General features: G+C 70.1%; 23 protein-coding genes. 9 read left to right on the top strand and 14 right to left on the bottom strand.

The window, feature by feature from the left end:
- Positions 1 to 7 precede the first annotated feature (7 nt).
- Complete coding sequence (locus tag Q0599_RS10025) at positions 8 to 676, bottom strand: TetR/AcrR family transcriptional regulator (RefSeq protein ID WP_298829057.1); 669 nt, start codon at positions 674 to 676, stop codon at positions 8 to 10.
- 161 nt (positions 677 to 837) lie between these two features.
- Here Q0599_RS10025 and Q0599_RS10020 point away from each other — a divergent pair, with 161 nt between their 5' ends.
- Together Q0599_RS10020 and Q0599_RS10015 are read left to right on the top strand one after the other, a co-directional pair.
- Positions 838 to 1,395 (top strand): HNH endonuclease, encoded by a 558-nt coding sequence (locus Q0599_RS10020; protein ID WP_298829055.1) that lies wholly within the window; start codon positions 838 to 840, stop codon positions 1,393 to 1,395.
- A gap of 109 nt (positions 1,396 to 1,504) precedes the next feature.
- Entirely contained in the window at positions 1,505 to 2,017 is a 513-nt protein-coding gene (locus tag Q0599_RS10015; protein WP_298829053.1) for a glycine zipper 2TM domain-containing protein, read from the top strand.
- A gap of 49 nt (positions 2,018 to 2,066) precedes the next feature.
- On the opposite strand, the gene Q0599_RS10010 is transcribed toward Q0599_RS10015, so the two are convergent.
- Positions 2,067 to 3,335 carry a hypothetical protein gene (locus tag Q0599_RS10010; protein ID WP_298829051.1) on the bottom strand — a complete coding sequence of 423 codons (1,269 nt, stop codon included), beginning with the start codon at positions 3,333 to 3,335 and terminating at the stop codon, positions 2,067 to 2,069.
- A gap of 137 nt (positions 3,336 to 3,472) precedes the next feature.
- Entirely contained in the window at positions 3,473 to 5,074 is a 1,602-nt protein-coding gene (locus Q0599_RS10005) for a winged helix-turn-helix domain-containing protein (protein WP_298829047.1), read from the bottom strand.
- 265 nt (positions 5,075 to 5,339) lie between these two features.
- Between Q0599_RS10005 and Q0599_RS10000 the strand changes: the two genes are divergently transcribed.
- From Q0599_RS10000 to Q0599_RS09975, 6 genes are all read left to right on the top strand, one after another.
- The gene (locus Q0599_RS10000) at positions 5,340 to 5,705 is read left to right on the top strand and encodes a hypothetical protein (RefSeq protein WP_298829043.1); all 366 of its coding nucleotides are present in this window, start codon (positions 5,340 to 5,342) and stop codon (positions 5,703 to 5,705) included.
- A gap of 34 nt (positions 5,706 to 5,739) precedes the next feature.
- Positions 5,740 to 6,114 (top strand): DsrE family protein, encoded by a 375-nt coding sequence (locus tag Q0599_RS09995; protein ID WP_298829035.1) that lies wholly within the window; start codon positions 5,740 to 5,742, stop codon positions 6,112 to 6,114.
- A 72-nt stretch (positions 6,115 to 6,186) separates the two neighbouring features.
- Positions 6,187 to 7,683 carry an aminotransferase class V-fold PLP-dependent enzyme gene (locus Q0599_RS09990; RefSeq protein ID WP_298829032.1) on the top strand — a complete coding sequence of 499 codons (1,497 nt, stop codon included), beginning with the start codon at positions 6,187 to 6,189 and terminating at the stop codon, positions 7,681 to 7,683.
- A gap of 32 nt (positions 7,684 to 7,715) precedes the next feature.
- Positions 7,716 to 9,206: a cysteine synthase gene (locus tag Q0599_RS09985; RefSeq protein ID WP_298829029.1), complete on the top strand. Its 1,491-nt coding sequence runs from the start codon at positions 7,716 to 7,718 to the stop codon at positions 9,204 to 9,206.
- A 44-nt stretch (positions 9,207 to 9,250) separates the two neighbouring features.
- Positions 9,251 to 9,691 carry a hypothetical protein gene (locus Q0599_RS09980; protein ID WP_298829026.1) on the top strand — a complete coding sequence of 147 codons (441 nt, stop codon included), beginning with the start codon at positions 9,251 to 9,253 and terminating at the stop codon, positions 9,689 to 9,691.
- Entirely contained in the window at positions 9,684 to 10,400 is a 717-nt protein-coding gene (locus Q0599_RS09975) for a hypothetical protein (protein ID WP_298829023.1), read from the top strand. The genes Q0599_RS09980 and Q0599_RS09975 overlap by 8 nt, the downstream gene beginning before the upstream one ends.
- A 172-nt stretch (positions 10,401 to 10,572) precedes the next feature.
- Here the strand turns inward: Q0599_RS09975 and Q0599_RS09970 are convergent, their stop codons facing one another.
- Together Q0599_RS09970 and Q0599_RS09965 are read right to left on the bottom strand one after the other, a co-directional pair.
- Positions 10,573 to 11,934, bottom strand: a complete 1,362-nt coding sequence (locus tag Q0599_RS09970; protein ID WP_298829020.1) for an amidohydrolase family protein — start codon at positions 11,932 to 11,934, stop codon at positions 10,573 to 10,575.
- A complete protein-coding gene (locus tag Q0599_RS09965) occupies positions 11,931 to 15,086 on the bottom strand; it encodes an amidohydrolase family protein (protein WP_298829018.1) in 3,156 nt (1,051 codons plus the stop codon). The genes Q0599_RS09970 and Q0599_RS09965 overlap by 4 nt, the downstream gene beginning before the upstream one ends.
- Before the next feature lie 331 nt (positions 15,087 to 15,417).
- Here Q0599_RS09965 and Q0599_RS09960 point away from each other — a divergent pair, with 331 nt between their 5' ends.
- Positions 15,418 to 17,190, top strand: coding sequence for a DUF885 family protein (locus Q0599_RS09960; RefSeq protein ID WP_298829016.1), 1,773 nt, complete (start codon positions 15,418 to 15,420; stop codon positions 17,188 to 17,190).
- Between the two features lie 159 nt (positions 17,191 to 17,349).
- Here the strand turns inward: Q0599_RS09960 and nifA are convergent, their stop codons facing one another.
- The 9 genes from nifA to fdx form a co-directional block, all read right to left on the bottom strand.
- The gene (nifA, locus tag Q0599_RS09955) at positions 17,350 to 19,035 is read right to left on the bottom strand and encodes a nif-specific transcriptional activator NifA (protein WP_298829013.1); all 1,686 of its coding nucleotides are present in this window, start codon (positions 19,033 to 19,035) and stop codon (positions 17,350 to 17,352) included.
- Between the two features lie 112 nt (positions 19,036 to 19,147).
- Positions 19,148 to 19,603, bottom strand: a complete 456-nt coding sequence (locus tag Q0599_RS09950; RefSeq protein ID WP_298829010.1) for a ferritin family protein — start codon at positions 19,601 to 19,603, stop codon at positions 19,148 to 19,150.
- Positions 19,600 to 19,893, bottom strand: coding sequence for a ferredoxin family protein (locus Q0599_RS09945; protein ID WP_298829008.1), 294 nt, complete (start codon positions 19,891 to 19,893; stop codon positions 19,600 to 19,602). Before Q0599_RS09945 ends, Q0599_RS09950 begins: the two co-directional genes overlap by 4 nt.
- On the bottom strand, positions 19,890 to 21,197 hold the full coding sequence (locus Q0599_RS09940) for an FAD-dependent oxidoreductase (RefSeq protein WP_298829006.1): 1,308 nt from the start codon (positions 21,195 to 21,197) through the stop codon (positions 19,890 to 19,892). Before Q0599_RS09940 ends, Q0599_RS09945 begins: the two co-directional genes overlap by 4 nt.
- Positions 21,198 to 21,213: 16 nt before the next feature.
- Positions 21,214 to 22,332: an electron transfer flavoprotein subunit alpha/FixB family protein gene (locus tag Q0599_RS09935; protein ID WP_298829004.1), complete on the bottom strand. Its 1,119-nt coding sequence runs from the start codon at positions 22,330 to 22,332 to the stop codon at positions 21,214 to 21,216.
- An 11-nt stretch (positions 22,333 to 22,343) separates the two neighbouring features.
- On the bottom strand, positions 22,344 to 23,192 hold the full coding sequence (locus Q0599_RS09930; protein ID WP_298829002.1) for an electron transfer flavoprotein subunit beta/FixA family protein: 849 nt from the start codon (positions 23,190 to 23,192) through the stop codon (positions 22,344 to 22,346).
- A gap of 19 nt (positions 23,193 to 23,211) precedes the next feature.
- Positions 23,212 to 23,559: a nitrogenase stabilizing/protective protein NifW gene (gene nifW, locus Q0599_RS09925; protein ID WP_298829000.1), complete on the bottom strand. Its 348-nt coding sequence runs from the start codon at positions 23,557 to 23,559 to the stop codon at positions 23,212 to 23,214.
- Positions 23,547 to 24,698, bottom strand: coding sequence for a homocitrate synthase (nifV, locus tag Q0599_RS09920; RefSeq protein WP_298828998.1), 1,152 nt, complete (start codon positions 24,696 to 24,698; stop codon positions 23,547 to 23,549). The genes nifW and nifV overlap by 13 nt, the downstream gene beginning before the upstream one ends.
- Positions 24,699 to 24,846: 148 nt before the next feature.
- Positions 24,847 to 25,182 carry an ISC system 2Fe-2S type ferredoxin gene (fdx, locus tag Q0599_RS09915; protein ID WP_298828995.1) on the bottom strand — a complete coding sequence of 112 codons (336 nt, stop codon included), beginning with the start codon at positions 25,180 to 25,182 and terminating at the stop codon, positions 24,847 to 24,849.
- Positions 25,183 to 25,209 lie beyond the last annotated feature (27 nt).

Below are 25,209 nucleotides of genomic sequence, written 5' to 3'. Positions count from 1 at the left end.
CGGGAAATCAGGAACGCACCGTGCGCTTTCGCGCAGCGGGCTTGGCGTCGAGTGCGCCGGGCGCGGCATAGTTCTCCAGCACGCGGCGGAAGGCGGCCTTGGCGCGATCGACGGCGCCGGGGTGGCGCAGGAAGCGCGCATCGTGATGCAGCGCGAGGATCAGACCGTGTACCTCGAACAGCATCTGCGGCGGGTCGGTGTCGGGCTTGAGGTGGCCTTCCTCGACCGCGATGCGGATGGCACGCTCGAGCGCGTCCTGCCAGGTCTGAACCATGTCGACCAGCGCGTCGCGCACCGGGCCGGGCCGGTCGTCGAACTCGACCGCGCCGCTGATGTAGATGCAGCCCGAGTCGATCTCCACCGCCACGCGGCGCACCCAGTTGTCGAACAGCGCGCGCAGGCGCGGCAGGCCGCGCGGCTCGCGCAGCGCCGGGTAGAAGACCTCTTCCTCGAACTTGTTGTGGTACTCGCGCACCACGGCGATCTGCAGTTCGTCGCGCGAGCCGAAGTGCGCGAACACGCCCGACTTGCTCATGCCCGTGACCTCGGCGAGCGCGCCGATGGACAGGCCCTCCAGCCCCATGTGCGAGGCCAGCGTCAACGCCGCATCGAGGATGGTGGCGCGGGTCTGCTGCCCCTTGTGCAGCGTGCGGACGGAGGTCGGACTGTCGGCCATCGGGGGACGGACCCAGAAACGAACGATCGTTCTATTCTGCAGAAAAGCGCGGCGGTGCGCCGAACAGCCCTGCGGAATTTCTAGGCTTTCGCCCCTAGTTCGGGCCCGCCATGCCCGCGACTTGAGCGAAACGAGGCGGATGCAGTACGCTCGACGGCATCATGGAAGTGCTGCAGCTTGACGTTTCCGGTCGCCCGCAGGCGTGGATCTCGGCCAAGGAGGCCGCCATCCTCTACGCCAGCGACGGCGTGGCCTGGACCCTGGGCGATGCCTTCTACGTGCTGCGCGGCGGCACGCAGCGTCGCACCGGGCTGCAGAGCCGCATCGAGGTGCACCCGATCGTGGCCGTGCGTGGCGCGATCCCCAGCAAGGCATGGCGGCAGGCGCCGGCGCTGTCCAACCCCAAGCTGTTCGCACGCGATCGCCAGGTCTGCGCCTACTGCGGCCATCGCTTCCACGTCGACGACCTGACGCGCGAACACATCGTGCCGACCTCCCGCGGCGGCCAGGACGGCTGGATGAACTGCATCACCGCCTGTCGGCCCTGCAACGGGCGCAAGGGCAACCGCATGCCCGAAGAGGCGCGCATGAGCCTGATGTACCTGCCCTACGTGCCCAGCCTGCACGAGGACATGATCCTGCGCGGCCGACGCATCCTCGCCGACCAGATGGAGTTCCTGCTCGCCAGCGTGCCGCGCACCAGCCGCCTGCACGCTTGACAAGGTTCTTTACATCCGCGCCGGGAACTGCGGGCGTACAGTCACATCCACCGGTCAAGGCAGACGCCCGAGAGGGCCTTGGCCTCACCCATCCGATCCGAGAGTCCCCATGAAGAAGATCCTCCTCGCCGTCGCCGTGGCCTCGCTGGCCGCCTGCTCGACCACCAGTCCGGACGTCATCCAGCGCGGCGACGCGCAGCGCATGTCCCAGGTGCAGGATGCCACCGTGCTCTCGGTGCGACCGGTCACGGTCGAAGGCAACCAGAGCGGCATCGGTGCCACCGCCGGCGGCGTTGCCGGCGCCGTCGCCGGCTCCTCGGTGGGCGGCCACCGCGAAGCCGTCGTCGTGGGCGTGCTCGGTGCCGTGGCCGGCGCCGTGGTCGGCAATGCGGTCGAGCGCGCCAGCACGCGCGAAGAGGCGGTGGAGATCCTGCTGCAGTTGCGCAACGGCGAGCGCCGCGCCATCGTGCAGGCCAAGGGCAACGAGACGCTGAACCCCGGTGACGCGGTGATTCTCGTCACCACCGGCGGCAAGACGCGCGTGACGCGCGCCCCGGCCGCAGCGCCGGCGGGCAGCAATGCCCCCGTGGGCACGCCGGTGCCGCCGGCGACGAAAGGCTGAGGCAAGCACCCGCGCGCCGTGGCCGGCGCATCCTGGCCGGCCGTCTCGCCTACGGTTCCGCGCGTTGCGGGTGTCCGTGCGGCAGCACCACCCAGCGTGCTCGCAGCAGCGTCGATTTCGTGCCTTCGGGCCAGACCGCCAGCGCGTTGCCTCGCCTGTCGACGAAGAGCTGCACCGCATCGTTGTGCAGGATCCCGGTAGGCGTGTCGCCAACAGCCAGCGGTGACGACCAGGCGCCGTCACGAAAGGCGAGGTGATACAGCGTCGAGACCATGCTCCCGAACTTCGTGTCGGCCACGAGCACCTGGAAACGGTCATCACCAGCGGCGCCGGCGCGCACCGGGCCGACGAAGCGCGGCCCGCGCCTGTCGGGTGTTTCCATCAGCTGGGTCGTGCCAATGCGGTCGGATTGACGCAGAAAGACCTCCAGGGTGGTCCCGGCGAAAGCGCCGATGTTCAGCGACGTGCCCGTCCCCGGATCTGCGGCGACGTCGAAGACATAGCCGACTTGATCCGCCAGGCTGTTGAACACCGTCTCGCCCGCCATCGCAGCAAGCTTCCCGGCACGTACCCGTTCATCGCAATCGACGACAGGCGGCAGCCAGGCGCTTGAGACGCCAGTCTTGCCGAACATCATCCCCCGGCTCCATGCGTAGAGGACATGCAAGGCACCACCGTCATCGCCGGCGAAGGCAAACTGATAGGTGTCTCGATCGAGCGCTGGCTCGACGACCGCGACATCGGCCCATCCTTCCGAACCGAGACACGCCAGCACCAGCTTGTGGATGCGCGCGGGCACCGGCACGGGCGCCATCAGTGGCCAGAGATCGATGCGCCAGCCCTGGCCGAAGCGATCGCCCCCGGTCAGGTAACCACAGTAGAGCGATACGCCGGACCGCACCAGCTTCAGGCATGGCGGGCCAGGCTGTGCCTCTGACCAGACGCCGTCGCGCATCACGCGGTGCTGCCGACCGGCGACCGCGTGCAACACACCGGCCTCGTCGAAGGCCACGGCAAGCGAACCCGACGCTTCGAACGCAGGCACCCACCGACGCCCGACGCCGGCCGGGCCCACCACCCGATGCTGCACCTGCGACGAGCCCTTCGGCCGCACCAGCAAGTGAGCCCGTCCATCCGCAGCGATGTCGCCGGCCACGGCATCCATCGCGACGGTGGCCAGGTCAAACGGCGGTGACGCCGTCACCTGCATCGCCAGCGACGGCCCGTAGACCGTCGGCGGCCCAGGCGGCGGCGCCGGCGTCGAACAGCCAGCGAGCATGGCACCGAGGCCAAGTGCGAGACAAGCGCGCGCGGCCATGAGCATGCCAACAGGCTATCGCAGTCGGCCACCGCCGGGTTGACCCGCCTCACGGCCAACGCCAGGTGCAGCTGGCAGCCCGTTGGGCCGACGCCGAAGGACGATCAGCCATGGGTCGGCGCTGGCCGACCCCGCCCCTAGTTCGGCGGCACGCCGGCGACCCGCAGTCCGTCGATGTAGCGTTCGACCTGACCCGCATCCTTCACGTAGAAGAGCTTGTCGCGCACGAAGGCGCAGGTGAACTCCGGCATGCCGGCCATCAACTGGGCCGCAGCGCTGCGCGCCTGCGGCAGCCGGTCCAGGCCGGCCAGCGCGACGATGCGGTGGGCAGTCGTCCAGTACTGGCAGTTCGGGATGCCGCTGGCGCGGTCGGCCCATTGCAGTGCAGTGGCGAAGTCGCCCTTGAAGATCAAGGCCAGCGCGCCGTAGCTCAGGAAGGCCCACAACTGCGGATCGTTCGGACTCAGGTCGATCGCCTTGCGAAAGCGCTCGATGGCCTCGTCGTAGCGCATCTCGTAGGCCAGCGAGTCGCCCATGCCGCAATGCGCCGCGGCAAAGGTCGGGTTCAGGTGGATCGCCGTCTCGTTGTCGGCAATGGCCAGGTCGTACTCGCAGCGCGCCAGATGAACGCGTGCGCGCATGGCGTGGAAGGTGGCGTTCTGCGGGTCCAGCGACAGCGCGCGCGTGCACGCGGCCAGCGCGTCGTCCAGCGCCGATGTGGAAGGCGAAGTGTCCCAATACACCATGCCCAGCACGACTGCATAGGCCCACCAGGCGTACGCCTCGCCGAGCAAGGGGTCGAGTTCCTGGCTGCGGCGCAACAGGCGCTGGGCTGCCAGGTTGTCGGGGCCGGTGAACTTGAAAAGATGGTGCGTGCCGAGGTGGTAGCACTCCCAGGCCTGCAGGTCGGCATGCCGCGCCTGCACGACGCGATGGCGTTCGGCAAAGCCGATCTCGGGTTCGAGGCGGGCGACGATGGTTTCGGTGATGTCGTCCTGCAGCGCGAAGATGTCGGACAGCTCGCGCTCGTAGCGCTCGCTCCAGCGTGTATGCCCGGTGCGCGTGTCGACCAGTTGCACGTTGATGCGCACCCGGTCGCCGCCGCGCTGCACGCTGCCCTCGACGACATAGTCGACATCCAGCAGGGCCTTGAACTCGCGCACGTCGATGGCCTTGCCGCGAAAGCCGAAGCTGGTGTTGCGCGCCAGTACGTCGAGCCAGCGGTGCTTGGACAGGCGGGTGATGATGTCCGTGGTCACGCCGTCGGAGAAGTATTCCTGCTCGGGTTGACCAGACAGATTGACGAACGGCAGCACGGCGATGGCGGGGCGGTCGAAGTGCTCGGGCACCTCGGCCGCCGCGGCGCGACCTTGCGCCGACGCCGCGACCGGCTCGGCCTGCCTGCCATCGGCTTCCGGCGCGGGACCCTCGAGCGGGCTCACTTCGCCGACGAAGCGGAAGCCCCTCTTGTGCACCGTGCGGATCAGCCGCTGCGCCTGCCCATCGTCCCCCAGAAGCTGCCGTGCCGTCTTGATGCGGCTGCTGAGCGCCGCGTCGGACACCACGCGGCCGCGCCAGACCTTCTGATTGATCTCGTCCTTGTCCACCATGCGGCCCCGGTGTTCCACCAGCAGCGCCAGCAGTTCGATGACCTGGGGCTCCGCGCGAACCGGCTGGCCGTCGCGCGACAACTCGAACAGCGCCGTGTCGAGTGTGAATCCGCTGAACCGGTAGCGCATGGCGCGAGCTCCTGCTTGCCCTCCGAAGATCAATCCCCTTCGCCCTCGGACCATACAGCGCTGGCCGCGTCGATGGCAAGGGCGCAGGCAAGGCCAAGGCGGCCTCCGTACCGCAATTCTGCAGACCCCTACAGACTTTCTCCGCGACAACACCACCCCCCCTGCAAGCAGCGCGAGGCCTCGATCCCTAGCATTTGTCCATGCCGATGCCCCACCTCTCACCGCACCGGCATCCCGCCACCGACCTCTGAAAGCGAGACCGACCATGACCCCTACCGCCCTGCGTGCCGACATCTCCCCCCGGCCCGAATCCGCTTCTGCGACCCACGACGCCGAAGCGCTGCCCCTCGGCTTCGCGCTGACGCGCGCCAACACCGGCGGACGCATCTCGGTGTTCGAACGGGGTGCCCTGCGCATCGACGCCGAAGCCGGCGCCGTCATTCGCGTGCACGCCGGCTGCCTGTGGGTGCCGGACCCTGCGGAGCAGTGCAGCGTCGGCGTCGCCGCCGGCGAGCAGATCTGCATCGGCCAGAGCGGCTCGATCACCACGATGGCCATTCGCGCCACGCAGCTGGAGCTGGTCTGGCCCGAACGGGCCGACCGCCGCCGCCCGGTGCCCCGCAGCCATTGATCGCCGCCCCAGATCACCTTCACGGAGACAAGCCATGACCACCGCCACGAATACCCCGGACAAGTACCTGATCAACTGCAGCCACGGCACGGACGACGTCGAGCGCGCAACCATTTCGCTGATCCTCGCCGTCACGGCGTCCAAGACCAGCGACACGGCGCTGTTCCTCGCGTCCGGCGCATCGGACATCTGCGTCAAGCATGGCGTCGCATCGTTGCGCGCCGAAGGCTACGAACCCATGCAGGACCTGCTCGACGCCTTCATCGCCAACGGCGGCAAGCTGTGGCTCTGCCCGGCCTGCGCCAAGGCCAAGGGCATCACGCAGGGCGACCTGATCGAGGGCGCCGAGATCGCCGGCGCGCCGCGCACGATGGCCTTCCTCGCCAGCGGCGCCCGCCTGCTGGCGTGACGCACTGCCGCCGCCGCAGCCCCGCACTCGCCAACGTGCCACGGCCAAGCCCACCGACATCGGGAGCAGTTCATGGATCAAGACCGTGCCGAATGCGGCCATCTGAGCGCCCACCTGGCCACGCTGGCCGGCGCGCTGGAGCGCTACCAGCGCTTCGAGCATGCCGACGCCATGCGCGAGCCGGCGCGCTGGCGACAGGCGCTGGACCGCGAGGTGCCGAGCGCGGGCGTCGGCATCGACACCGTGCTGGCCGAGATGGGTCGCCACGTGATTCCCAACGGCTCGCAGATCCCCAACCCGGGCAGCAGCGCCTTCATCACCACCGGCGCCACCACGATCGGCGCGTTGGCCACCCTGGCCGGCTCGGTGGCCTCGCCGCAGCGCCTGGGCGCCACCGCGTTCGCCCACCTGGAAGAGGTGGCCCTGCGCTGGCTGGTGGAGATGTTCGAGCTGCCGCGTGACTTCCGCGGGCTGTTCAGCAGCGGCGGATCGACGGCCAACCTGGTCGCCCTCGGCGGTGCCCGCCAATGGGCATTCGAGCGCCTGGGGCTGGACCCGGCGCGCGACGGGTTGCGGCTGCCGTGCCGCCTGTACGCCACCGCCTCGAGCCACCACACCATCCGGCGCGCCGCGGCAGCGCTCGGCATGGGCCGCAGCGCCGTCGTCCTGATCGATACCGACGCGATGGGCCGCATGCGTCCCGATGCGCTGCGCCGCCGCCTGGCGCAGGACGCGAGCGGCGACGAGGTCCGCGTCGCCGTGGTGGCCACGGCCGGCATGACCAGCACCGGCGCCATCGATCCGCTGCGCGAGCTCGGCGAGATCGCGCGCGAGCACGGCGTCTGGTTCCACGTCGACGGCGCCTATGGCCTGCCAGGGATTCTCGATCCGCGCGTGCGGCCGCTGTACGACGGGCTGCACCTCGCCGACTCGGTCGTCGTCGACCCGCACAAGTGGCTCGGCGCCCCGGTCGGCATCGGCGCCACGTTGGTGCGCGACCGCAGCCTGCTGCACCGCGCCTTCACCCAGGAGCCGGCCGACTACCTCGAGGGATCGTGCCTGAGCGGCGAGGTCGATCATTCGATGGCCAGCCTGGGCGTGCCCTATGCCGACTTCGGCGTCGAACTGTCGGCGCCCGCGCGTGGCGCGGTGGTCTGGGCGCTGATCCGCGAGATCGGCGTGCAGGGACTGCGCGAGCGCGTGTGCCGCCACAACAGCATGGCACGCCACATCGCGCAGCGCGCCCAGGCGCACCCTAGGCTGGAGCTGGTGCAGGCGCCCACGCTGTCGATCTGCTGCTTCCGCTACCGCGCCCCGGCCGCGATCGACGCCAACGTCCTGAACAAGCGCATCCACCACGAACTGCTGCGCCGCGGCCGCAACCTGCCGAGCACCGCCGTGATCAACGGCGTGCTGGCGATCCGGCCCTGCTTCGTCGGCGCGCGGTCGCAGGCCGAACACGCCGACGCCCTGGTCGACGAGGTCATCGACGTCGGCGACCGGCTCGTCACCAGCTTCCGCGGCGACCTCGCCAGCGCCGCGCCGCCGATGCCGATGCGCATCGTTTGAGTCCATCCGCCACACCACACCAAGGAACCGACATGGGCAAGCGCCACGAAAACATCCTCGGCACGATCGGCCACACGCCGGTGGTGCGCATCAACAAACTCGGCCCGAGCGGCGTCAACCTGTACGCCAAGGTCGAGTCGTTCAACCCGATGGGCTCGGTGAAGGACCGCCTGGCCCTGGGCGTGATCGAAGACGCCGAACGGCGCGGCGAACTCAAGCCCGGCCAGACCATCGTCGAAGCCACCAGCGGCAACACCGGCATCGCGCTGGCCATGGTCTGTGCGCAGCGCGGCTACCCGCTCGTGGTGACGATGGCGGAGAACTTCAGCGTCGAGCGGCGCAGGCTGATGCGCTTCCTCGGCGCCAAGGTCGTGCTCACCCCCGCGTCGCTGAAGGGCTCCGGCATGGTCGCCAAGGCCGCCGAGCTGGCGCGCGCGCATGGCTGGTGGCAGCCGCGCCAGTTCGAGAACCCGGCCAATGCGGACGTGCACGCGCGCACGACGGCGGTGGAGATCCTCGATGACTTCGCCGACGTGTCGCTCGACTACTTCGTCAGCGGCTTCGGCACCGGCGGCACCCTGAACGGCATCTCGCGCGTGCTGCGGCAGCGCAGCCCGCACACCCGGATCATCGTGGCCGAGCCCGACAACTCGGCCGTCCTGGCCAGCGGCGTGCCGCAGGCCCGCAACACGGACGGCTCGCACAGCGCCAGCCACCCGGCGTTCCGGCCGCATCCGATGCAGGGCTGGTCGCCCGACTTCATTCCGGCGCTGGCCGAGCAGGTGCAGCGCGACGGGCGCATCGACGGCTTCGTGCCGATCAACGGCAACGATGCGTTGCGCTGCGCACGCGAACTGGCCATGAGGGAAGGCATCTTCGTCGGCATCTCGGCCGGCGCCACGCTGGCCGGCGCGCTCCAGGTGGCCCGCAGCGCCCCGGAGGGCTCGAACATCCTGTGCATGCTGCCGGACACCGGCGAGCGCTATCTGTCGACGCCGCTGTTCGACGGTGTGGCTGCCGAGATGACAGACGAGGAAATGGCGCTGTCGAAGTCGACCGCGGGATACCGCTTCGATGCAGCGCCGGCGCCGGCGCCCGTCGAAGCGCCGCAGGCCGACGATGCCGCCGCGGCGGCCGAAGTCGACGCCCTGCTCGGCGACATTCGGCACCCGGTGCTGATGTTCGCCCTCGAGTGGTGCGAATTCTGCTGGTCGGTGAAGAAGGCCTTTGCGGCGTACGGCATCGCGCTCGAGTCGGTCGATCTCGACTCGGTGGCGTACCAGGAAGGCAACCGGGGCGGCCGCGTGCGCGCCGAGCTGCAGCGCCGCACCGGCTCGGTGACCCTGCCGCAGATCTTCGTCGGCGGCGACTACGTCGGCGGCGCGACCGATGTCTTCGACGGCCTGAAGGCCGGCACGTTCGCGGCGCGGCTGCATCGCCACGGCGTGGCCTTCGATGCCACGGTGCGCAGCGACCCGTACAGCTTCCTGCCCAAGTGGCTGCATCCGCGCCGTGCCGCGTGAGCCAGATGCCCTGCCCGCCGCCGGACCCCGCACAGGACAAGCCCATGAGCACGCCGAGCCGTTCTTGCACTGCCGCCGCACGCGTGCGTGCGCCTGACGAGGCAGACCGCCAGTGGCCGTGGCCCAGCGGCGTGGCCCTGGCGATGTCGATGCTGGCCTGCTATGGCACGCTGGCGGCGGTGCTGGTGATGCCGATGTTCGGCATGGCCCTGGCGCCCGACGACACGCTGTGGCGCGTGGCCATCGTCGCGCCCGCGGCGCTGGTGGTCGTCTCGCTCGGCGGGCATGCCAGGCGCCGCGCGTCGTGGCTGCCCACCGGCCTGGCCGCGGCAGGTGCCGCGCTGCTGGCGATCTTGATGTTCTGGCACATGAACCGGTGGCTGGAAGCGCTGGCCTTCGCGCTGCTGCTGGCAGCCGTCGTGATCGAGCGCCGGCGCTGCACACGATGCGGGCCGAGCGATCGCGGCGCGCACCGCCATGAGTGACATGGCCGTGCATGAGCCGGCCCCGTGCACCGAGCGGTCGGCGCGGGCACGCCCCGGCCCGGCGCCGGCATGGGCACCCACGCGCCTGGGCACCGCAGTGGCCGGCCTGCTGCTGCTCGCCGCGTTCGGCAGCGGCCTCGGCGGCTGGCTCGCCGAGTTCACGGCCTCTCCGGCCTGGACGATGTCGGGCAGCCCGGGGCGCCTAGTCTGGATCGGGATGCTGGTCGTCTACGTGATCGCGATGGCGCTGCCCTTCGTGCCGGGCATCGAGATCGGCCTCGCGCTGATGCTGGCGATGGGTGTCGACGGCATCGTGCTGGTCTACGCAGGCACCCAGCTGGCGCTGGCGGCGAGCTTCCTGTGCGGGCGCTTCCTGCCCCGGGCGCAGTTGACGCGCCTGATCGAGACCCTGCGGCCGGGCGGCGCGAAGACCCTGCTGGACGGTGCCGACGCGCTGCCACCGCCCGAGCGCATCGCCCGCCTGGCTGCGCACCCTGCGGCACCATGGCTGCGGCGCGTGCTGCGGCGCCGCGGCGTGGCGCTGGTGCTGCTGCTCAACCTGCCCGGCAATGCGCTCCTCGGCGGCGCGGGCGGCATCGCGCTGCTCGCCGGATCCAGTCGCCTGTTCGGCCTGGCGCGCTTTCTCGTGCTGAGCGCGCTGGCCACCAGCCCGCTGCCCTTGATGCTGCTCTGGCTCGGCAGGGCCTGAGCGCCGCGTTCGTCCCGGCCGAGCCGCTGCCGGCCTGGCGCGGCATGGCCGAGGCCGAAGCCCGGTGTGCGGTGCGACGGCTCGGGAAACCGCCGTCGGCCGGCGCACCGGCGGGGCGGCGCCTCGCAGGCAGCCGCCACCGGCAACCCCATGGCGCATGCCCGCGCCACCTTCACCGGGGGTCCAACTGGCGATAGCGCTGTTCGTACTTGTCGGTCAGGCGCGTCTGGCGGTTGGCCGTGCTGACCTCCCGCCCCTGGATGAACACGCGCTCCACGCGCGTCGTCGTTTCCAGCGGGTCGCCGTCGGTGACGATGAAACTGGCCAGCCGCCCGGGCGCCAGCGATCCCAGGCGATCGGCCACGCCCAGGATCTGCGCCGGATACAGCGTGATCGCCTTCAAGGCCTCGTCGCGCGGCAGGCCGTGGGCTGCGGCCGTTGCTGCCTCATAGGGCAGGTTGCGCTCATTGGGCGCGGCGAAGATGCCACCTTCCCGCGCGATGCAGAAGGTGACACCGGCTTGCGCCAGCAGCGCTGGCAGGCGGAATCGCGCGTCGACGTCTTCGTCGCGCCGCAACGGCAGTTCGTTCACGCCGCCGATGACCACGGGCACGCGTCGCTCGCGCAGCAACTCGGTGATGCGCCAGGCATCGGCGCCGCCGACGATCACCAGCTTCAGCCGGTGTCGTTCGGCCAGGCCCAGCGCATGGCGGATCTGCGGCAGTTCGTCGGCGTGCACGAAGACCGGACGACGGCCCTGCAGCACCGGCAGCATCGCCTCCCAGCGCTGGTCCGCGGGGCTGTCCGGCGCGCCCGTGCGCGCACGCAGGTAGGCGGCCGCGGCGTCGAAGGCGTCGTCGATCTGGCGCAGTCGCTCCTCGGTGAACTTGCGCAGTTCGACCTGGATCGTCGCGGGCAGGGGCTCCAGCGCCTGCGGGGTCAGGCGCATCGACGGCAGCACGACGTGCAGCGCCGTCTCGCGCTCGACCGCCATTTCCTCCCAGTTCCAGCCATCGAGCTGCATGAGTGCCGAAGTGCCGGCGATGAGCCCGCGCTGTCCGCCCCCGGGCACCACGAGCGCAGCCAGCACCCCGTTGGCGCGTGCCACCGGCAGCAGGTCGCTGTCCGCGTTGACGGCGACCACGGCCCTGGCGTTGGGGTTGAGCGCCCCCACCTCGGCGTGGTCCACGGTGGCGCGAACGGCACTGATCTCGGTCAGCCCGATGGCGGAGTTGGCCGCGATGAAGCCCGGATAGACGTGGCGTCCGCCGAGGTCGACGACTTGCGCGCTCCCGCTCTGCGGTGGCAGCGGTTCGCCGGCAGCGACGATCGCGGTGATGCGCCCGCGCTCGATCAGCATGCGGCCGCCGACGAGCACCGGCCCGCTGACCGTGTGCAGCGTGGCACCGGTAACCAGGATCGGCTGCGTCTGGGGTGGCGGAGGAATCGTGTCGGACGCCTGGGCCGTCAGCGCCGATGCCAGGGCCAGTCCGGCCCAGAGGCAGCCCGGCCGAAAGGCGTTGGCGCCCGTCATGGCGCGTGCTCCGTGCACTCGTGCCAGGCCGGCAGGTCGGCATAGGCCGGCCGCAGCGCGTGCGCGCGGTCGAGCCACTGGCGCCAGGGCAGTTCACCCAGCGCGTGCGCCGCGATCACCGGCCGCGGGGCATCGCCTGCCTCCTTCGGTGGCGGCGCATCGCCGCGTGGCGGCGGCGGCGCGCGCAGTGCCAGCTCCACGAGCCGCAGGCGCTCGCGGGCGGCAGCGGCGCGGAGGCGGCGGTCGCTGTCGAGATCGAAGTGCCGCCGTCCGTCGATCCAGGTCTGCTCGGCACGCGAGTAGTTGGACAGCGGATGGCCGCTCCAGATCACGAAGTCGGCGTCCTTGCCCGGCTCCAGCGAACCGACACGCCGGTCGATGCGCAGCTGGCGCGCCGGATTGATCGTCACCAGCGCAAGCGCCTCCAGTTCGGACAGGCCGCCGTACTTCATCGCCTTGGCGGCTTCGCTGTTCAGCCGCCGGGCCAGCTCGGCATCGTCGGAGTTGATGCTGACCAGCACACCGGCGCGGTGCATCAGCGCGGCGTTGCCCGGGATCGCGTCCTGCACCTCCATCTTGTAGCCCCACCAGTCGGAGAAGGTGGAGCCCCCGGCGCCGATGCCGGCGATCGCGTCGGCCACCTTGTAGCCTTCCAACACATGCTGGAAGGCCCCGACCGTGATGCCCAGTTCCTTGGCCAGCCGGGCGAACATCAGGATCTCGTCGGCGCGGTACGAGTGGATGTGCACGAGGCGGGTGCCGTCGAGCACCTCGCTCAGCGCCTCGAGCTGCAGGTCGCGCCGCGGCTCGGGCCCGCGCCTGGGGCCGGTGCGCCAGGCACGCTGCTCGCGGGCGTACTCGCGCGCGCCGGCAAAGGCGTCGCGCAGCACCTGCTCGACGCCCATGCGCGTCGCCGGGTAGCGCGTTCCCGGACCCCAGTTGGAACCTTTGACGTTCTCGCCGAGCGCGAACTTGATGGTCGGCGCCGCCCCTTCGAAGGCCAAGCCCGGGGCATCGCTGCCCCAGCGCAGCTTGATGAGCTGGCTCTGGCCGCCGATGGTGTTGGACGAGCCGTGCAGCACGTGCGCGACCGTCAGGCCGCCAGCCAGCTGCCGGTAGATGTTGATGTCGGTGGGGTCGACGATGTCGCCGACCCGCACCTCGGCGGTCACCGAGTGGCTCTGTTCGTTGTAGCCCCCGTTCATCGTGATGTGCGAATGCGCGTCGATCAGCCCGGGCGTGACGTGCTTGCCGGTGGCATCGATCACCTCGGCGCCGGATGGCGCCGACAGCGCCGTGCCGATGGCGCTGACCTTGCCGTCGCGCACCAGCAGATCGGCGCGTTCCAGCTTGCCGGCCCCGCCCATCGCCCATACGGTGGCATTGCGCACCAGCAGCAGCGCAGGCCGCGCCGCCGCCACCGCCACGCCGAAGGCTCCGGCCGGATAGGTGGCGGGCGGCCCGGCGACCGCCGGCTCGGCCGCCGACGCCGCAGGCGCAGCCGCCGGCGCGACACGGCGCGCCGACCACGCCTTCAGCGTGCCCCCGGCGTCCTGCACGGTGCCGGCCAGGCGATCGTCGCGCAGTTCCGCGACGACGGTGGCCCGCGGCGCGGAGTCCGCGGGACGGGTGCAGGGCAGGCGCAACACCCACGCGGCACCCTGCGCGGCGAGTTCGCAGGCGACGCCGTCCTGTTCGAGCTTCGGCGCACTGCGCGTGCCGGCGATGACGAGCGTCGCGCTGCCACCGTCCACCGCCCAGGTGCCGCGCGGGTCGGATGGCCTGAATGCATCGTTGGGCAGCGGCCGGCCATCGACGAACACCAGTTCGACCGCGGCGTCGTCCTCGGTGAACAGGTCCCCCCGCGCGACCACGACATTCGCGATGCGGCCCGGCTCCAGGCTCCCCAGGCGAGCAGACTGGCCGATGAAGGAGGCCGGCTGCGTCGTCAGCGCCGCCAGCGCCTGCTGCGCCGGCAACCCGCGCCGAACCGCCTGCCGCAGCCGCGGCCAGAACTCCTTGCCCGCGTCCTTCAGCCCCGCGGCGGTGACCGCCACCGGCACACCCGCGCTCGTCAGCCAGGCCAGGTTCGACGGCGCCTGCTCCCAGTGCTGCAGCGCGTCCAGCGGCACGTCCAGCGCCCGGTCCGGGTGCGTGACGTCCGGCGTCGTGGGAAAGGTCAGCGGCACGATCACCGGCAGCGCGGCAGACTTGAGCTGCGCCGCGCGCCGGTATTCATGGCCGTTGCCCTGCAGCACCATGCGCAGCTTGAACTCGTCGCGCAGCGCCACGGCGCGCGGGTAGTCCAGTTCGTCGCTCGTCGCATGGATCACCGTCTGCCGGCCCTCGAGCACCGGCGCCAGCCCCGCCAGCGAGGCGTTGGGGGCGATGCGTTCGGCGTCCGCGCGCGCCGACGCGGACCGGTCTCGATGCCAACGTGCGTCGTACAGCACCTGCCTTGCCAGCGCGACCGACCCCATCAGCGATGACGGGTACCCCGGCTCGCGCGAGCGATCGATGTCGAATGCAGTGTGCTGGGCGGCCCGGGGTGCAATCACGAGCAACTTCGGATCCTTCGCGTCGCCGAGCGCCAGCAGGGCGCCCTGGCCGCGGAAGACACCCGCGGCGGGCGCCGCCAGCACGGCCGTGAATCCGAGCGCCCGCGCGTCCCGGGCGTCCTCGGCCTTCCACTCGAGCTGCTGCGCCACATCCTGTTCCGGGCGCACGAAGGGGTTCGACGCCGCCAGCGCGCGCCCGACGAGCGGCCGCGGTTCGGGCGGCTTTGCCTTCGGCGGCGGCAATTCGGAACCCCGTCCCCACCGCGGTGGTTCCGGTGCCGGCGGTCGCAGCGAAGCGGGCACGCCGATCGAGCTGGCCAGATCGATGAACCCAGGGTAGACGGTACGACCCGGAAGTCGCCACACGCGCGCCCCCTCGGGCGGCGTTGCAGCCGGGCCTGCCGCAACCACCAGGCCGTCCTTCAGGACCAGCATGCCGTTCTCGACGACGCGGCCGGGTGCCACGACGAGTCGCACCTCGGTCAACACATGCCAGCGCGGCGTGGCGTCGCGCAAGCCCTGCTCCCGCTCGGTGGCCGTCTGCGCCTGCGTCAGCCACGGCGCAGACATCAGCACACAGCCGACGAGCTTCAAGCTCCGCGTCGTCGCCAACGCCGCGCACCATCGCGAGTAAGCCATTGCGACCTCCGCAGAACTCGGCGCGGATGCTAGCCGGAGACGATCCCTCTGAGAAGTGGCCCGAATCCAGGGCCCAGCGGCCACACTTGCCGCTGTATCCATTCCGCACCGGCCGGACGACTGCGCGGGGCGGACACATCTCGGACCCCGCCTCGCGCGGCGCGGGGGTGATTGCGCCGGGAACACCACGGGGCACGCACGCGGCCGGACATCCCGCAGGGTCGGCGCAGGCGGATCGCATACTGATGGCCCGGCTGAATCCGCAGCCATCCACCGAGGTGAGCGAATGAAGAGTCCCGCACGTTTGCTCAGCTGGCTGCTTGCCGGCTGCTGTGGTTTCGCGCCCGTGCAGGCCGCCGATCCCGTCGCGCCCGGCGCCGCCCTGCGCGCACTGTTCGACGCCGAATGGGAACGGCGGCTGCGCGACGAACCCGAGGCCGCGAGCTATTACGGCGACACGCGCTACGACGAGCGCTGGACCGACCTCAGCCTCGAAGCGATCGCGGCGCGCGAAGCGGCCGAACGCGAGGCACTGGGGCGCCTGAAGGCCATCCCGCGCGCCAGGCTCGCGACGGCCGAGCAGATCCAGTACGACAGCTTCCTGTGGCTGCTGCAGGCCCAGGTCGACCGCCAGGCCTTTCGCGAATACCTGCTGCCGGTCGGGCACCAGAGCGGGCCGCAGACGGCCGACCGCATCGCCGAGGTGATGCCCTTCAACAGCGCGGCCGACTACCGCCGCTACCTGAAGCGCCTGTCCGCGCTGCCTCGCCAGCTCGCCCAGGTGCGCGTGCTGATGCAGGAAGGCCTGAAGGCCGGTCATCTGCCGCCGCGCGTGCTGATGGAGCGTGTGCCGCCGCAGTTTGCCGCGCAGCGCGTCGACGACCCGGCCGCGAGCCCGTTCTACCGGCCCTTCAAGCGCATGCCCACGGCCATGGCCGACGCGGAACAGGCGGCGCTTCGGGCCGAGGCCCTGGCGCTGATCCGCGACCGGCTCGTGCCGGCCTACCGCGAGCTCGGCGACTTCTTCAGCGCCGAGTACCTGCCGCGAGCGCGCCCGTCGATCGCCGCCAGTGACGGCCGCGGCGGCACGGCGTACTACAACTTCCTGGCGCGCGACTACACGACGACCCCGCTCAGCGGCGAGCAGATCCATGCGGTCGGGCTGCGCGAGGTGGACCGGCTTCGCGCGGCGATGGAGAAGACCAAGGACGAGGCCGGCTTCAAGGGCGACCTGGCGGAGTTCTTCACCTACCTGCGCAGCGATCCGCGCTTCTTCTACACGACGCCGGCCGAGCTGCTGGACGCCTACCGCGCGACGGCCAAGCGCATCGACCCGGAGCTGGTCAAGGTCTTCAAGACCATCCCGCGCCTGCCCTACGGCGTGCGGCCCATTCCGGAGAACATCGCGCCGCACACGTCCACCGCCTACTACCAGGGCGGCGCTGCCGACGGCACGCGGCCCGGCTACTACTACGTCAACCTCTACAGGCCAGAGGTGCGGCCGCGCTGGGAGATGCTGCCGCTGAGCCTGCACGAGGCCGTGCCCGGCCACCACTTCCAGATCAGCCGCGCTCAGGAGCTGGAAGCTGCGCCCGCCCTGCTGCGCAATGCCTACTTCGTCGCCTACGGCGAGGGCTGGGCCCTGTATGCCGAGCAGCTGGGCTACGAGATGGGCCTGTACGACGACGCCTACGACCGCTTCGGCCAACTCACCTACGAGATGTGGCGTGCGGTGCGACTGGTGATCGACACCGGCATGCACCTGAAGGGCTGGAGCCGCGAGCAGGCGATCGACTACTTCAAGGCCAACGCTCCCAAGACCGAACAGGACATCGTCAACGAGGTCGACCGTTACATCGGCAGGCCAGGCCAAGCCCTCGCCTACAAGATCGGACAGATGAAGATCTCGGAGTTGCGTGAGCGTGCTCGCGTGAAGCTCGGCGCGAAGTTCGACCTGCGCGAGTTCAACGACACGGTGCTGGCCACCGGCTCGGTGCCGCTGGTCGTGCTGGAGACGCACATCGACGGCTGGATCGCCGAGCAATCGGCCGGCCGATGAGCGACGCCGCCTCACGCAGGGCGACGTGTCCGGCGAGCGATCGGGCCCCGGAGGCGTCGAGTGAGCACGGCACGCGCACCGGAAGGGTCGGCGGTCCGAGGCCCGAGGGACATGACGGACAGCCGGCATGCGCCCTGCGCATGCGGCGGACCGTCAGGCCTAGAACTTCCTCACCTCGATGCGGTTCTTCTGCAACGCGTAGCCGAGCTGCCGCGGCGTGACGCGCAGCAGCCGCGCCGCCTTGGCCTGCACCCATCCGCACTGCTCCATCGCCCAGATGAGTCGGTCACGCTCTGATTCGGGCGGCTCGGCCGCGCTTGCTGCCGGCGGCGCGGACGGCAGGCGGTGCGTGGGGCCGATGCGGGTGACCTCGTCGCCAGGGGCATCGACATGCACAGGCTCCCGCCGCGCCGGCGCGGCGTTGTTGGCCGCAGCAGCCACGGCGTCGGCCTTGTCGAGGAAGTGCAGCGTCTGCGTCAGGCAACGGTTCTGCCGGCACGGGAACGCGAGGTCGTTGATCGTGTCGCCCTGCACCATCGTGGCCGTCCGCTCGATGCAGTTCTCCAGCTCGCGCACGTTGCCGGGCCAGTAGCAGCTGGTGAGCACCTTCATCGCGTCGAGCGACACCTTCAGCTGACGCCGGTTCTCCTTGTTGTAGCGGTCGATGAAGTGGGCCACCAGTGCCGGAATGTCGGCGCGCCGCTCGCGCAGCGGCGGCAGGAAGATCGACACCACGTTGATGCGGTAGTACAGGTCGGCGCGGTACTCGCCACGCTGCACCATCTTCTCCAGATCGCGGTTGGTCGCGCAGATCAGCCGCACGTCGACCTTCACCGCCTTGCTGCCACCGACGCGCTCGAACTCGCGCTCCTGCAGCACGCGCAGCAGCTTGGCCTGGAAGGCGGGCGATACGTCGCCGATCTCGTCGAGGAACAGCGTGCCGCCATGCGCCAGCTCGAAGCGACCCTTGCGCTCGCCCGCGGCCCCGGTGAAGGCACCCTTCTCGTGGCCGAACAGCTCGGACTCGAGCAGGCTCTCCGTCAGCGCCGCGCAGTTCACCTTGATGAAGGGCGCGTCCTTGCGCGGGCTGAGGAAGTGGATGGCACGGGCGATGGCTTCCTTTCCGGTGCCGCTCTCGCCGCGCAGCAGCACGGTGGCACGCGAGGGCGCCGCCTGGTGAACCTCGACGAACACCTGCTGCATCGGCCTGGAGTCGCCGACCACGTTGTCCAGCGCGTAGCGGCCGCGCGGCTCGCGCTTGAGCGCCTTCTGCAGCCGCGTGGCCTCGAGCTGCAGGCGCTGGTGCTCGTCGCGCACCGCATCGTGCAACTGCGCCGCCTGGGCGAGCAGCGACGCCACCATGGTCAGGATGCGCTGGTCGTCCGACAGGCGCGCGCCGCCGCGCACCTCGCGCTGCGCTGCCAGCGCGCCGAGCACCGCCTTGTCGGTCTTCAGCGGCACGACGACGAAGGCCATCATGTGCTCGCCCCGCGCGCTGAAGGCGCCGGTGCGGTCGATGAACTCGCTGGCCTGCGCGACGTCGGGCACGACCACCGGCATGCCCGAGGCCGTCACATGGCCGATGACGCCCTCGCCCGGCTGCCAGCGGCCGCGCAGTTCCTGCTCGCGCGACAGGCCCACCGAGCTGTGCACCTGCAGCACGTTGTCATCGGCATCGTTCAGCACGATCATGGCGCGCGGCAGGTCCATGTGCGCCGTCAGCACGTTCAGCGCGGCGCGGAAACTGCGGTCGATGTCGAGTGACGCCGTCAGGATGCGGCAGATCTCGTAGACCGTGATCAGCTCCATGTGCGAGCGCTGATCGTGACTCGTTCGGCTCACCATCGCGCACCTCCTTGGAGCCTGCCACCGTGGTTGCTGCGAAGCGTGCAAGAAGCAAGCCGGAAACGGGCCGTCCCCGGGGGAAATCGTGACGAAGCGTCTCGCTTGACGCAAGTCAAACGGGACAGGTGGCGAGCAGCCTCTCGAGCTCGCTCACGTGCCCGGTTTCCTCGTCGGCGAACTGCATGGCGATGCTGCGCAGTTCGGCGTCGCTGCAGGTAGCGGCGATGCCCGCGTAGTACGCATGGCCGCGGCGTTCGCCCTCGAGCGCCAGCTGCAGGGCCTCGCGTGCACCCATCTGGGCATCGACGCCGGCCCAGTCGGCGGTCTCCGGCGAGGTGCCCTCGGGCCACTCGTACTCGTGCGGCGCCAGCGGCGGCAGCTTGCGGAAGCCGCCACGCGCCATCGCGTCGGCCAGGTGCAGCCGCGAGTAGTGCGCCATGCGCGTGAAGAACACGCCCAGCTCGCGGTTGCCCTCTGCGCCCATCGCCGCGGCCAGTTCCTCGTAGCGGCGCGCCGCTTCGCGTTCGAGCTGGACGGCGTGGGCGAGGAAGCGTTCGACCGTGTTCATCCGAACTTGAAGAGGATGCCGTGCCCGCCGCGCGGGTACTCCCACGCCACGTTGGCGTGCTCGGTGCAGATCACGCGGCAGCTGCCGCACTCCAGGCAGCCGTCGGTGATCAGCGTCACCGCACGGTTGCCCTCGGCCTTGTAGCAGGCCGCCGGGCACACGTAGGTGCAGGCCTGAGACTGGCAGATGTTCTTGCAGATGTCCGCATCCTTGATCTGGATGTGCGGCCGCCCATGGTCGACCTTGTAGCGGTTCTGGAAGAGCTTCTCTTCGACGTTCACGGCGATCATCGGAAGGCCCTCCACAGCTTGAACGCATCGCCCACCAGGCCACGCCAGCGGCGCGCCGACCTGAAGCTGCCGAGGATCTCGCGCTCCTTGGTCTTCTTGTCGACGCCGTCGACGGTGAACATCGTCTTGGCGGCACGGCTCATCAGCTCGGGATAGGTGGTGAAGAACTGCGGACTCTCGTGCAGCACCCGCGGCAGGTCGCGGTACTTGTGCAGGTCCTTCATCACGAAGCTGTCGTCGAGGCGGTCCTTGTAGGCCTTCAGCGTCTTCGCGTGCATCGGCTTGCCGGCCGCCTTGGCAGCGATCGCCGTCTCGGCGGCCAGTCGCCCGGTGGTCATCGCCAGGTTGCTGCCTTCGCGGTGCGCCGCGTTGACGAAGCCGCCCGAGTCGCCGACGATCATCCAGCCCTCGCCGTACACCTTGGGCACGGCGTGGAACCCCCCTTCGGGGATCAGGTGCGCGCAGTACTCCTTCATCTCGCCGCCCTCGATCAGCGGCGCGATGCTCGGGTGCTTCTTCAGCTTCTCGAGCAGCGCATAGGGCGCCGTCCTCTGCGGGTTGGACTTGAAGTCGCTGAGCATGCAGCCCACGCCGATGGTCAGCGAATCCCTGTTGGTGTAGAGGAAGCCGGTGCCGACCATGCCCTCGGTGACCGTGCCCATCATCTCGATGACCACGCCCTCCTCTTCCTTGATGTTGAAGCGCTGCTGGATCACCTCCTCCGGCATGAAGAGGATCTCCTTCACCGCCAGCGCCACGTTGCCCGCCTTCAGCTCGCCGTGGAAGCCGGCCTTGCGCGCCAGCGTGCTGTTCACGCCGTCGGCGAGGATCACCACGTCGGCGTAGACCTCGCCCCCCTGGCGGTCGCAGCGCACGCCGATGCAGCGCTCGCCGTCCATCAGCAGCTCCTCGACGGTGGTCTCGCAGATCAGCAGTGCGCCGGCCTCGCGCACCTTCGAGCTGAACCACTTGTCGAACTGCGCGCGGATGATGGTGTAGCGGTTGTAGGGTGGCTTGTTGTAATCGTCGCTGCGGTAGTGCGTACCCACGAAGCTGCTGTCGTCGAGCACCCAGATGCGCTGCTCGATGATGTGGCGCTCCAGCGGTGCATCGTCGCGAAAGTCGGGGATGACCTTCTCCAGCGCGTCGGCGTAGAGGATCGCGCCCTGCACGTTCTTGCTGCCCGGGTACTCGCCGCGCTCGATCTGCAGCACCCTGAGCCCTGCCTTGGCCATCGTGTAGGCCGCGGTGTTGCCCGAAGGCCCCGCGCCGACCACGATCGCGTCGAACTTCTCCTTTGCCATCGGTGATCTCCTTGCGTCAGGCGACCTTGCGGACACGCTTGTCGAGGTGGGTGCGGAACGCCTGCGTCAGCACCGGCAGCACCTGCATCGCGCTGCCGACGATGCCGTAGTGCGCCACGTCGAAGATCGGCGCGTTCGGGTCGGTGTTGATCGCGACGATCACGTCCGAGCCCTCCATGCCGACACGGTGCTGGATCGCGCCGCTGATGCCCGCAGCGATGTACAGCTTGGGCCGCACCGTCTTGCCGGTCTGCCCGACCTGGCGCTCGGCCTCGGCCCAGCCGGCCTGCACCACCGCGCGCGTCGCGCCGACCTCGGCGCCGAGCACACGCGCCAGCTCCCAGACCAGCTTGAAGTTGTCGGCGTTCTTCAGGCCCTTGCCGCCGCTGACGATCACGTCGGCATAGGCCAGGTTGACGGTGTTGCGGTTGGCGTCCGGGATGAAGTCGAGCAGCTTGGTGACCACGTCGGTCTCCACCATGCCCAGCGGCATCTCGACGACGTCGCCGCTGCGCGTCTCGTCGCGCCGCGGCAACTGCATCACGCGCGGTCTCACCGTGGCCATCTGCGGCCGGTAGGCCAGCGTCATGATCGTGCACAGCAGCGAGCCGCCGAAGGTCGGCCGCGTCGCCGCCAGCGCGCGGCCGTCGATGTTCAGTTCGGTGCAGTCGGCCGTCAGGCCGGTGCCCAGCGTGGTGGCGACCGAACCGGCGAGATCGCGCCCCATCGCGGTGGCGCCCAGCAGCATGATCTCCGGCTGGTGGGAGTTGACGAGGTCGGTCAGACCCTTCGTGAACGGCTCGTTGCGGTAACCCTTGAGCACCGGGTCGCGCATCACGTAGCAGCGGTCGGCGCCGTAGGCACAGGCCTCCTTCGCGTAGGCGTCCAGCGGTTCGTCCGGCCCGCCGAGGATCACCCCGGCCACCTGCACCTGCAGCTTGTCGGCCAGCTTGCGCGCCTCGCCCATGAGCTCCCAGCTGACCGGGTTGACATGGCCGCGGTCGTGCTCGACGAACACCCAGACATGCTTGTAGGCCTTCAGGTGCTCGGGCAGTTCGGTGTTGCGCCCGGCACGGCCTGCCGCCCGGGGTGCGGCAGGGGGCGCCGGTGTCGCGGGCTTGGTGGTGTCGTTCATGCCGTTCTCCTTCAGGCCGACAGGCGCTCCACCAGCTCCGCCTCGATCTGCGGATGCGTGGTGAAGATCTTCTGCAGCAGGTTCAGCGTCACGTCCTGCACGTTGGTGTCGGCCACCACCTGCATGTCGGCCTTGTCGGTGCGTGGCGTCGGCCCGAACACCTTGCTGACGATGGTCGGCGAGCCCTTCAGGCCGATCTTCGCCACGTCCTCGATGCCGGCATCGTCCTTGTTCCACTTGCGCACCGCGAAGCGGCCGGCGCGCAGCATGTCGTCCATGGTCGCGAAGCGCATCTGGTTGGTGCCCTCGAGCATCGTGACCAGCGAGGGCAGCGTGGTGTCGAGCAGTTGCACGCCGCCTTCGGCGCGGCGCTCGACCTTCAGGCGCCGCGCGTCGAGATCGACCTCGACGATCCTGCTCACGTAGGTCAGCAGGTTCAGTCCCAGCCGCTTGGCGATGCCCGGGCCGACCTGCGCTGTGTCGCCGTCGATGGTCTGCTTGCCGGTGAACACCAGGTCCACCGCCTGCTCCTGGCCGATGCGGCGGATCGCCGCCGCCAGCGCGTAGCTGGTGGCCAGCGTGTCGGCGCCGGCGAAGGCGCGGTCGGTGACCAGCACGGCGTCCGTCGCGCCGAAGCTGATGCACTTGCGCAGCGCTTCCTCCGCCTGCGGCGGGCCCATGCACAGCATGGTGACGCGGCCACCGAACCGGTCCTTCAGGCGCAGCGCCTCTTCCAGCGCGAACAGGTCGTAGGGATTGACGATCGCCGGCACGCCCTGCCGCATGATGGTGTTGGTGACCGGGTGGACGCGGATCTGCGCCGAGTCCGGCACCTGCTTGATGCAGACGACGATGTGCATGGTCGGCTCCTTGTCCGTGTCAGGCGACGCGCGGCGCACGCCGCTCGGCCAGGCTGTCGCGCAGCGACGCCAGCTGCACGTGCTGCGTGCCCTCGGCATCCTGGAACACCTTGAACACCTTCTCGCGCGCCGGCGTGGAGGTGACGAAGTCCTGGTAGGCACGCGCCAGCAGCTCGCGGTAGCGCTTGAACATCTCGACCTCGCCGAGACCGTTCAGGCCTTCCGTCTTGTGCAGGTACTGGTAGAAGCGCTTGAGGATGTGCAGCCGGTTGACCTGCACGATGCGCTCGTCGAAGGGCACGGCGAAGAAGGCGAAGAAGTCCTCGGCGCTCGACAGCGCCTTGAGTCGGTCGGTCAGGCTGTCCATGCGGATTCCTCGTCGAAGTAGAAGCGGAGCAGCTCCGCGTCGGTGGGGGCGCGCTTGGTGGCGGCCACGTGGGAGCGGATGCATTCGAGCAGCGCGTGTGCCTGCTGCACGCTGAGCTGCATGCCCAGCTTCGCGTAGGCAACGCGCACGCCGTGCGAGCCCGAGTGCTTGCCGAGCACCAGCGAGTGCTGTCGGCCCAGTTCCTCGGGCTGGAAGGCCTCGTAGTTGCCGCGGTCCTTCAGCAGACCGTCGACGTGGATGCCCGATTCGTGCGTGAACACCGCCGCGCCGACGATGCTCTTGCCTGCCGCCACCGGCCGGCCCGAGGCCTGCGCGACGAGCTGCGAGATGCGCGGCAGCCTCGTCGTATCCACGCCGCAGTCGACGGCGTAGAGGTGCCGCGCCGCCATCACCACCTCCTCCAGCGCGGCGTTGCCGGCACGCTCGCCCAGGCCGTTGACGGTGGTGCTGGCGTGGGTGGCGCCGGCGAGCACGGCGGCCAGCGTGTTCGCGGTGGCCAGCCCCAGGTCGTTGTGGGCATGCATCTCGATGCCGATGTCGATCTCGCGGCGCAGCCGGCCGATGCGCTCGTGCGTGCCGAAGGGCTCGAGCAGGCCCAGCGTGTCGGCATAGCGCACGCGCACCGCGCCATGCCGCTGCGCGAGCTGCGCGGCGCGCACGAGGAAGTCGCCGTCGGCGCGCGAGGCGTCCTCGAAGCCGACGCTGACCGTGGCACCCGCATCCGCGGCGCGGTCGACGAAGCGGCGGATGGTGGCCAGCACCCAGTCGCGGTCGCGGCCGAGCTTGCGCTCGATCTGCAGGTCCGACACGCTGACCGACAGGTGCACGATGTCGGCGCCGCAGCGCAGCGCGCTGTCCAGGTCGCTGTCGACCATGCGCGCCCAGACCATGGTGCGGGCGCGCTTCGTCGCCGCGGCGATCTCGCGGATCAGCTCGGCCTCGTGCTCGCCCATGGCCGGGATGCCGACCTCCATCTCCGGCACGCCGGCCGCGTCGAGCGCGGCCGCGATGGCGAGCTTCTCCTCGTCGGTGAAGGCCACGCCCGCGGTCTGCTCGCCATCACGCAAGGTGGTGTCGTTGATGGTGAGCAAGGGGATGCCGTCGGTTCGGGAGGTCATGTCGGCTCCAGGCGTTGACGATCGCTTCAACGCAAGCGCTGTGCCACGTTCTGCTCGCCGCCCAAGTGCTTGATCTGCATGAGCTTTTCGGTTTCGAACGGGGCCGCGCGGCGGCTGTGCCCTTTGTCGGATTGCCGACAGGGCGCGGCTACTTCTCGCGCGCGTGATTGCGCGAGAACTTCGGCAGCTCGATCACCAGCTCGTCGCCCTTCACGCGCACGCAGCACGACAGGCGTGACTGTGCGTCCAGGCCCCAGGCGTCGTCGAGCTGGTCTTCCTCTTCGTCGTCGGGCGGCGCGATCATCTCGGCACCGCCGCGCACATGCACATGGCAGGTCGCACAGGCACAGACCTTCTCGCAGGCGTGCTCGATCGCGATGCCGTGCGCGAGCAGTTCGTCGACGAGCTTGCGGCCCTGCCGCGCTTCGAACGCGAGACCGTCGGGACACAGCTCCGCGTGCGGCATCACGCGCACGTGCGTCATGACCCCCCCTCGTCCGCGGCGTACCGC

It is taken from the genome of uncultured Piscinibacter sp., assembly GCF_937952055.1.
In the GTDB taxonomy this organism is placed as follows: domain Bacteria; phylum Pseudomonadota; class Gammaproteobacteria; order Burkholderiales; family Burkholderiaceae_C; genus Piscinibacter.
This window is presented reverse-complemented; position numbering and strand designations above follow the sequence as displayed.

Excerpts from the sequence above, each read along its gene's own strand:
- Q0599_RS09950 (WP_298829010.1), bottom strand. The coding sequence starts at position 19,603 with ATGAACACGGTCGAACGCTTCCTCGCCCACGCCGTCCAGCTCGAACGC.
- Q0599_RS10010 (WP_298829051.1), bottom strand. The coding sequence starts at position 3,335 with ATGGCCGCGCGCGCTTGTCTCGCACTTGGCCTCGGTGCCATGCTCGCT.
- nifV (WP_298828998.1), bottom strand. The coding sequence starts at position 24,698 with ATGACCTCCCGAACCGACGGCATCCCCTTGCTCACCATCAACGACACC.
- Q0599_RS09945 (WP_298829008.1), bottom strand. The coding sequence starts at position 19,893 with ATGATCGCCGTGAACGTCGAAGAGAAGCTCTTCCAGAACCGCTACAAG.
- Q0599_RS10025 (WP_298829057.1), bottom strand. The coding sequence starts at position 676 with ATGGCCGACAGTCCGACCTCCGTCCGCACGCTGCACAAGGGGCAGCAG.
- Q0599_RS09985 (WP_298829029.1), top strand. The coding sequence starts at position 7,716 with ATGGGCAAGCGCCACGAAAACATCCTCGGCACGATCGGCCACACGCCG.
- Q0599_RS10000 (WP_298829043.1), top strand. The coding sequence starts at position 5,340 with ATGACCCCTACCGCCCTGCGTGCCGACATCTCCCCCCGGCCCGAATCC.
- nifA (WP_298829013.1), bottom strand. The coding sequence starts at position 19,035 with ATGGTGAGCCGAACGAGTCACGATCAGCGCTCGCACATGGAGCTGATC.
- Q0599_RS09960 (WP_298829016.1), top strand. The coding sequence starts at position 15,418 with ATGAAGAGTCCCGCACGTTTGCTCAGCTGGCTGCTTGCCGGCTGCTGT.
- Q0599_RS09940 (WP_298829006.1), bottom strand. The coding sequence starts at position 21,197 with ATGGCAAAGGAGAAGTTCGACGCGATCGTGGTCGGCGCGGGGCCTTCG.
- nifW (WP_298829000.1), bottom strand. The coding sequence starts at position 23,559 with ATGGACAGCCTGACCGACCGACTCAAGGCGCTGTCGAGCGCCGAGGAC.
- Q0599_RS09990 (WP_298829032.1), top strand. The coding sequence starts at position 6,187 with ATGGATCAAGACCGTGCCGAATGCGGCCATCTGAGCGCCCACCTGGCC.
- Q0599_RS10005 (WP_298829047.1), bottom strand. The coding sequence starts at position 5,074 with ATGCGCTACCGGTTCAGCGGATTCACACTCGACACGGCGCTGTTCGAG.
- Q0599_RS09930 (WP_298829002.1), bottom strand. The coding sequence starts at position 23,192 with ATGCACATCGTCGTCTGCATCAAGCAGGTGCCGGACTCGGCGCAGATC.
- Q0599_RS09975 (WP_298829023.1), top strand. The coding sequence starts at position 9,684 with ATGAGTGACATGGCCGTGCATGAGCCGGCCCCGTGCACCGAGCGGTCG.
- Q0599_RS10020 (WP_298829055.1), top strand. The coding sequence starts at position 838 with ATGGAAGTGCTGCAGCTTGACGTTTCCGGTCGCCCGCAGGCGTGGATC.
- Q0599_RS09970 (WP_298829020.1), bottom strand. The coding sequence starts at position 11,934 with ATGACGGGCGCCAACGCCTTTCGGCCGGGCTGCCTCTGGGCCGGACTG.
- Q0599_RS09980 (WP_298829026.1), top strand. The coding sequence starts at position 9,251 with ATGAGCACGCCGAGCCGTTCTTGCACTGCCGCCGCACGCGTGCGTGCG.
- Q0599_RS10015 (WP_298829053.1), top strand. The coding sequence starts at position 1,505 with ATGAAGAAGATCCTCCTCGCCGTCGCCGTGGCCTCGCTGGCCGCCTGC.
- fdx (WP_298828995.1), bottom strand. The coding sequence starts at position 25,182 with ATGACGCACGTGCGCGTGATGCCGCACGCGGAGCTGTGTCCCGACGGT.
- Q0599_RS09935 (WP_298829004.1), bottom strand. The coding sequence starts at position 22,332 with ATGAACGACACCACCAAGCCCGCGACACCGGCGCCCCCTGCCGCACCC.
- Q0599_RS09995 (WP_298829035.1), top strand. The coding sequence starts at position 5,740 with ATGACCACCGCCACGAATACCCCGGACAAGTACCTGATCAACTGCAGC.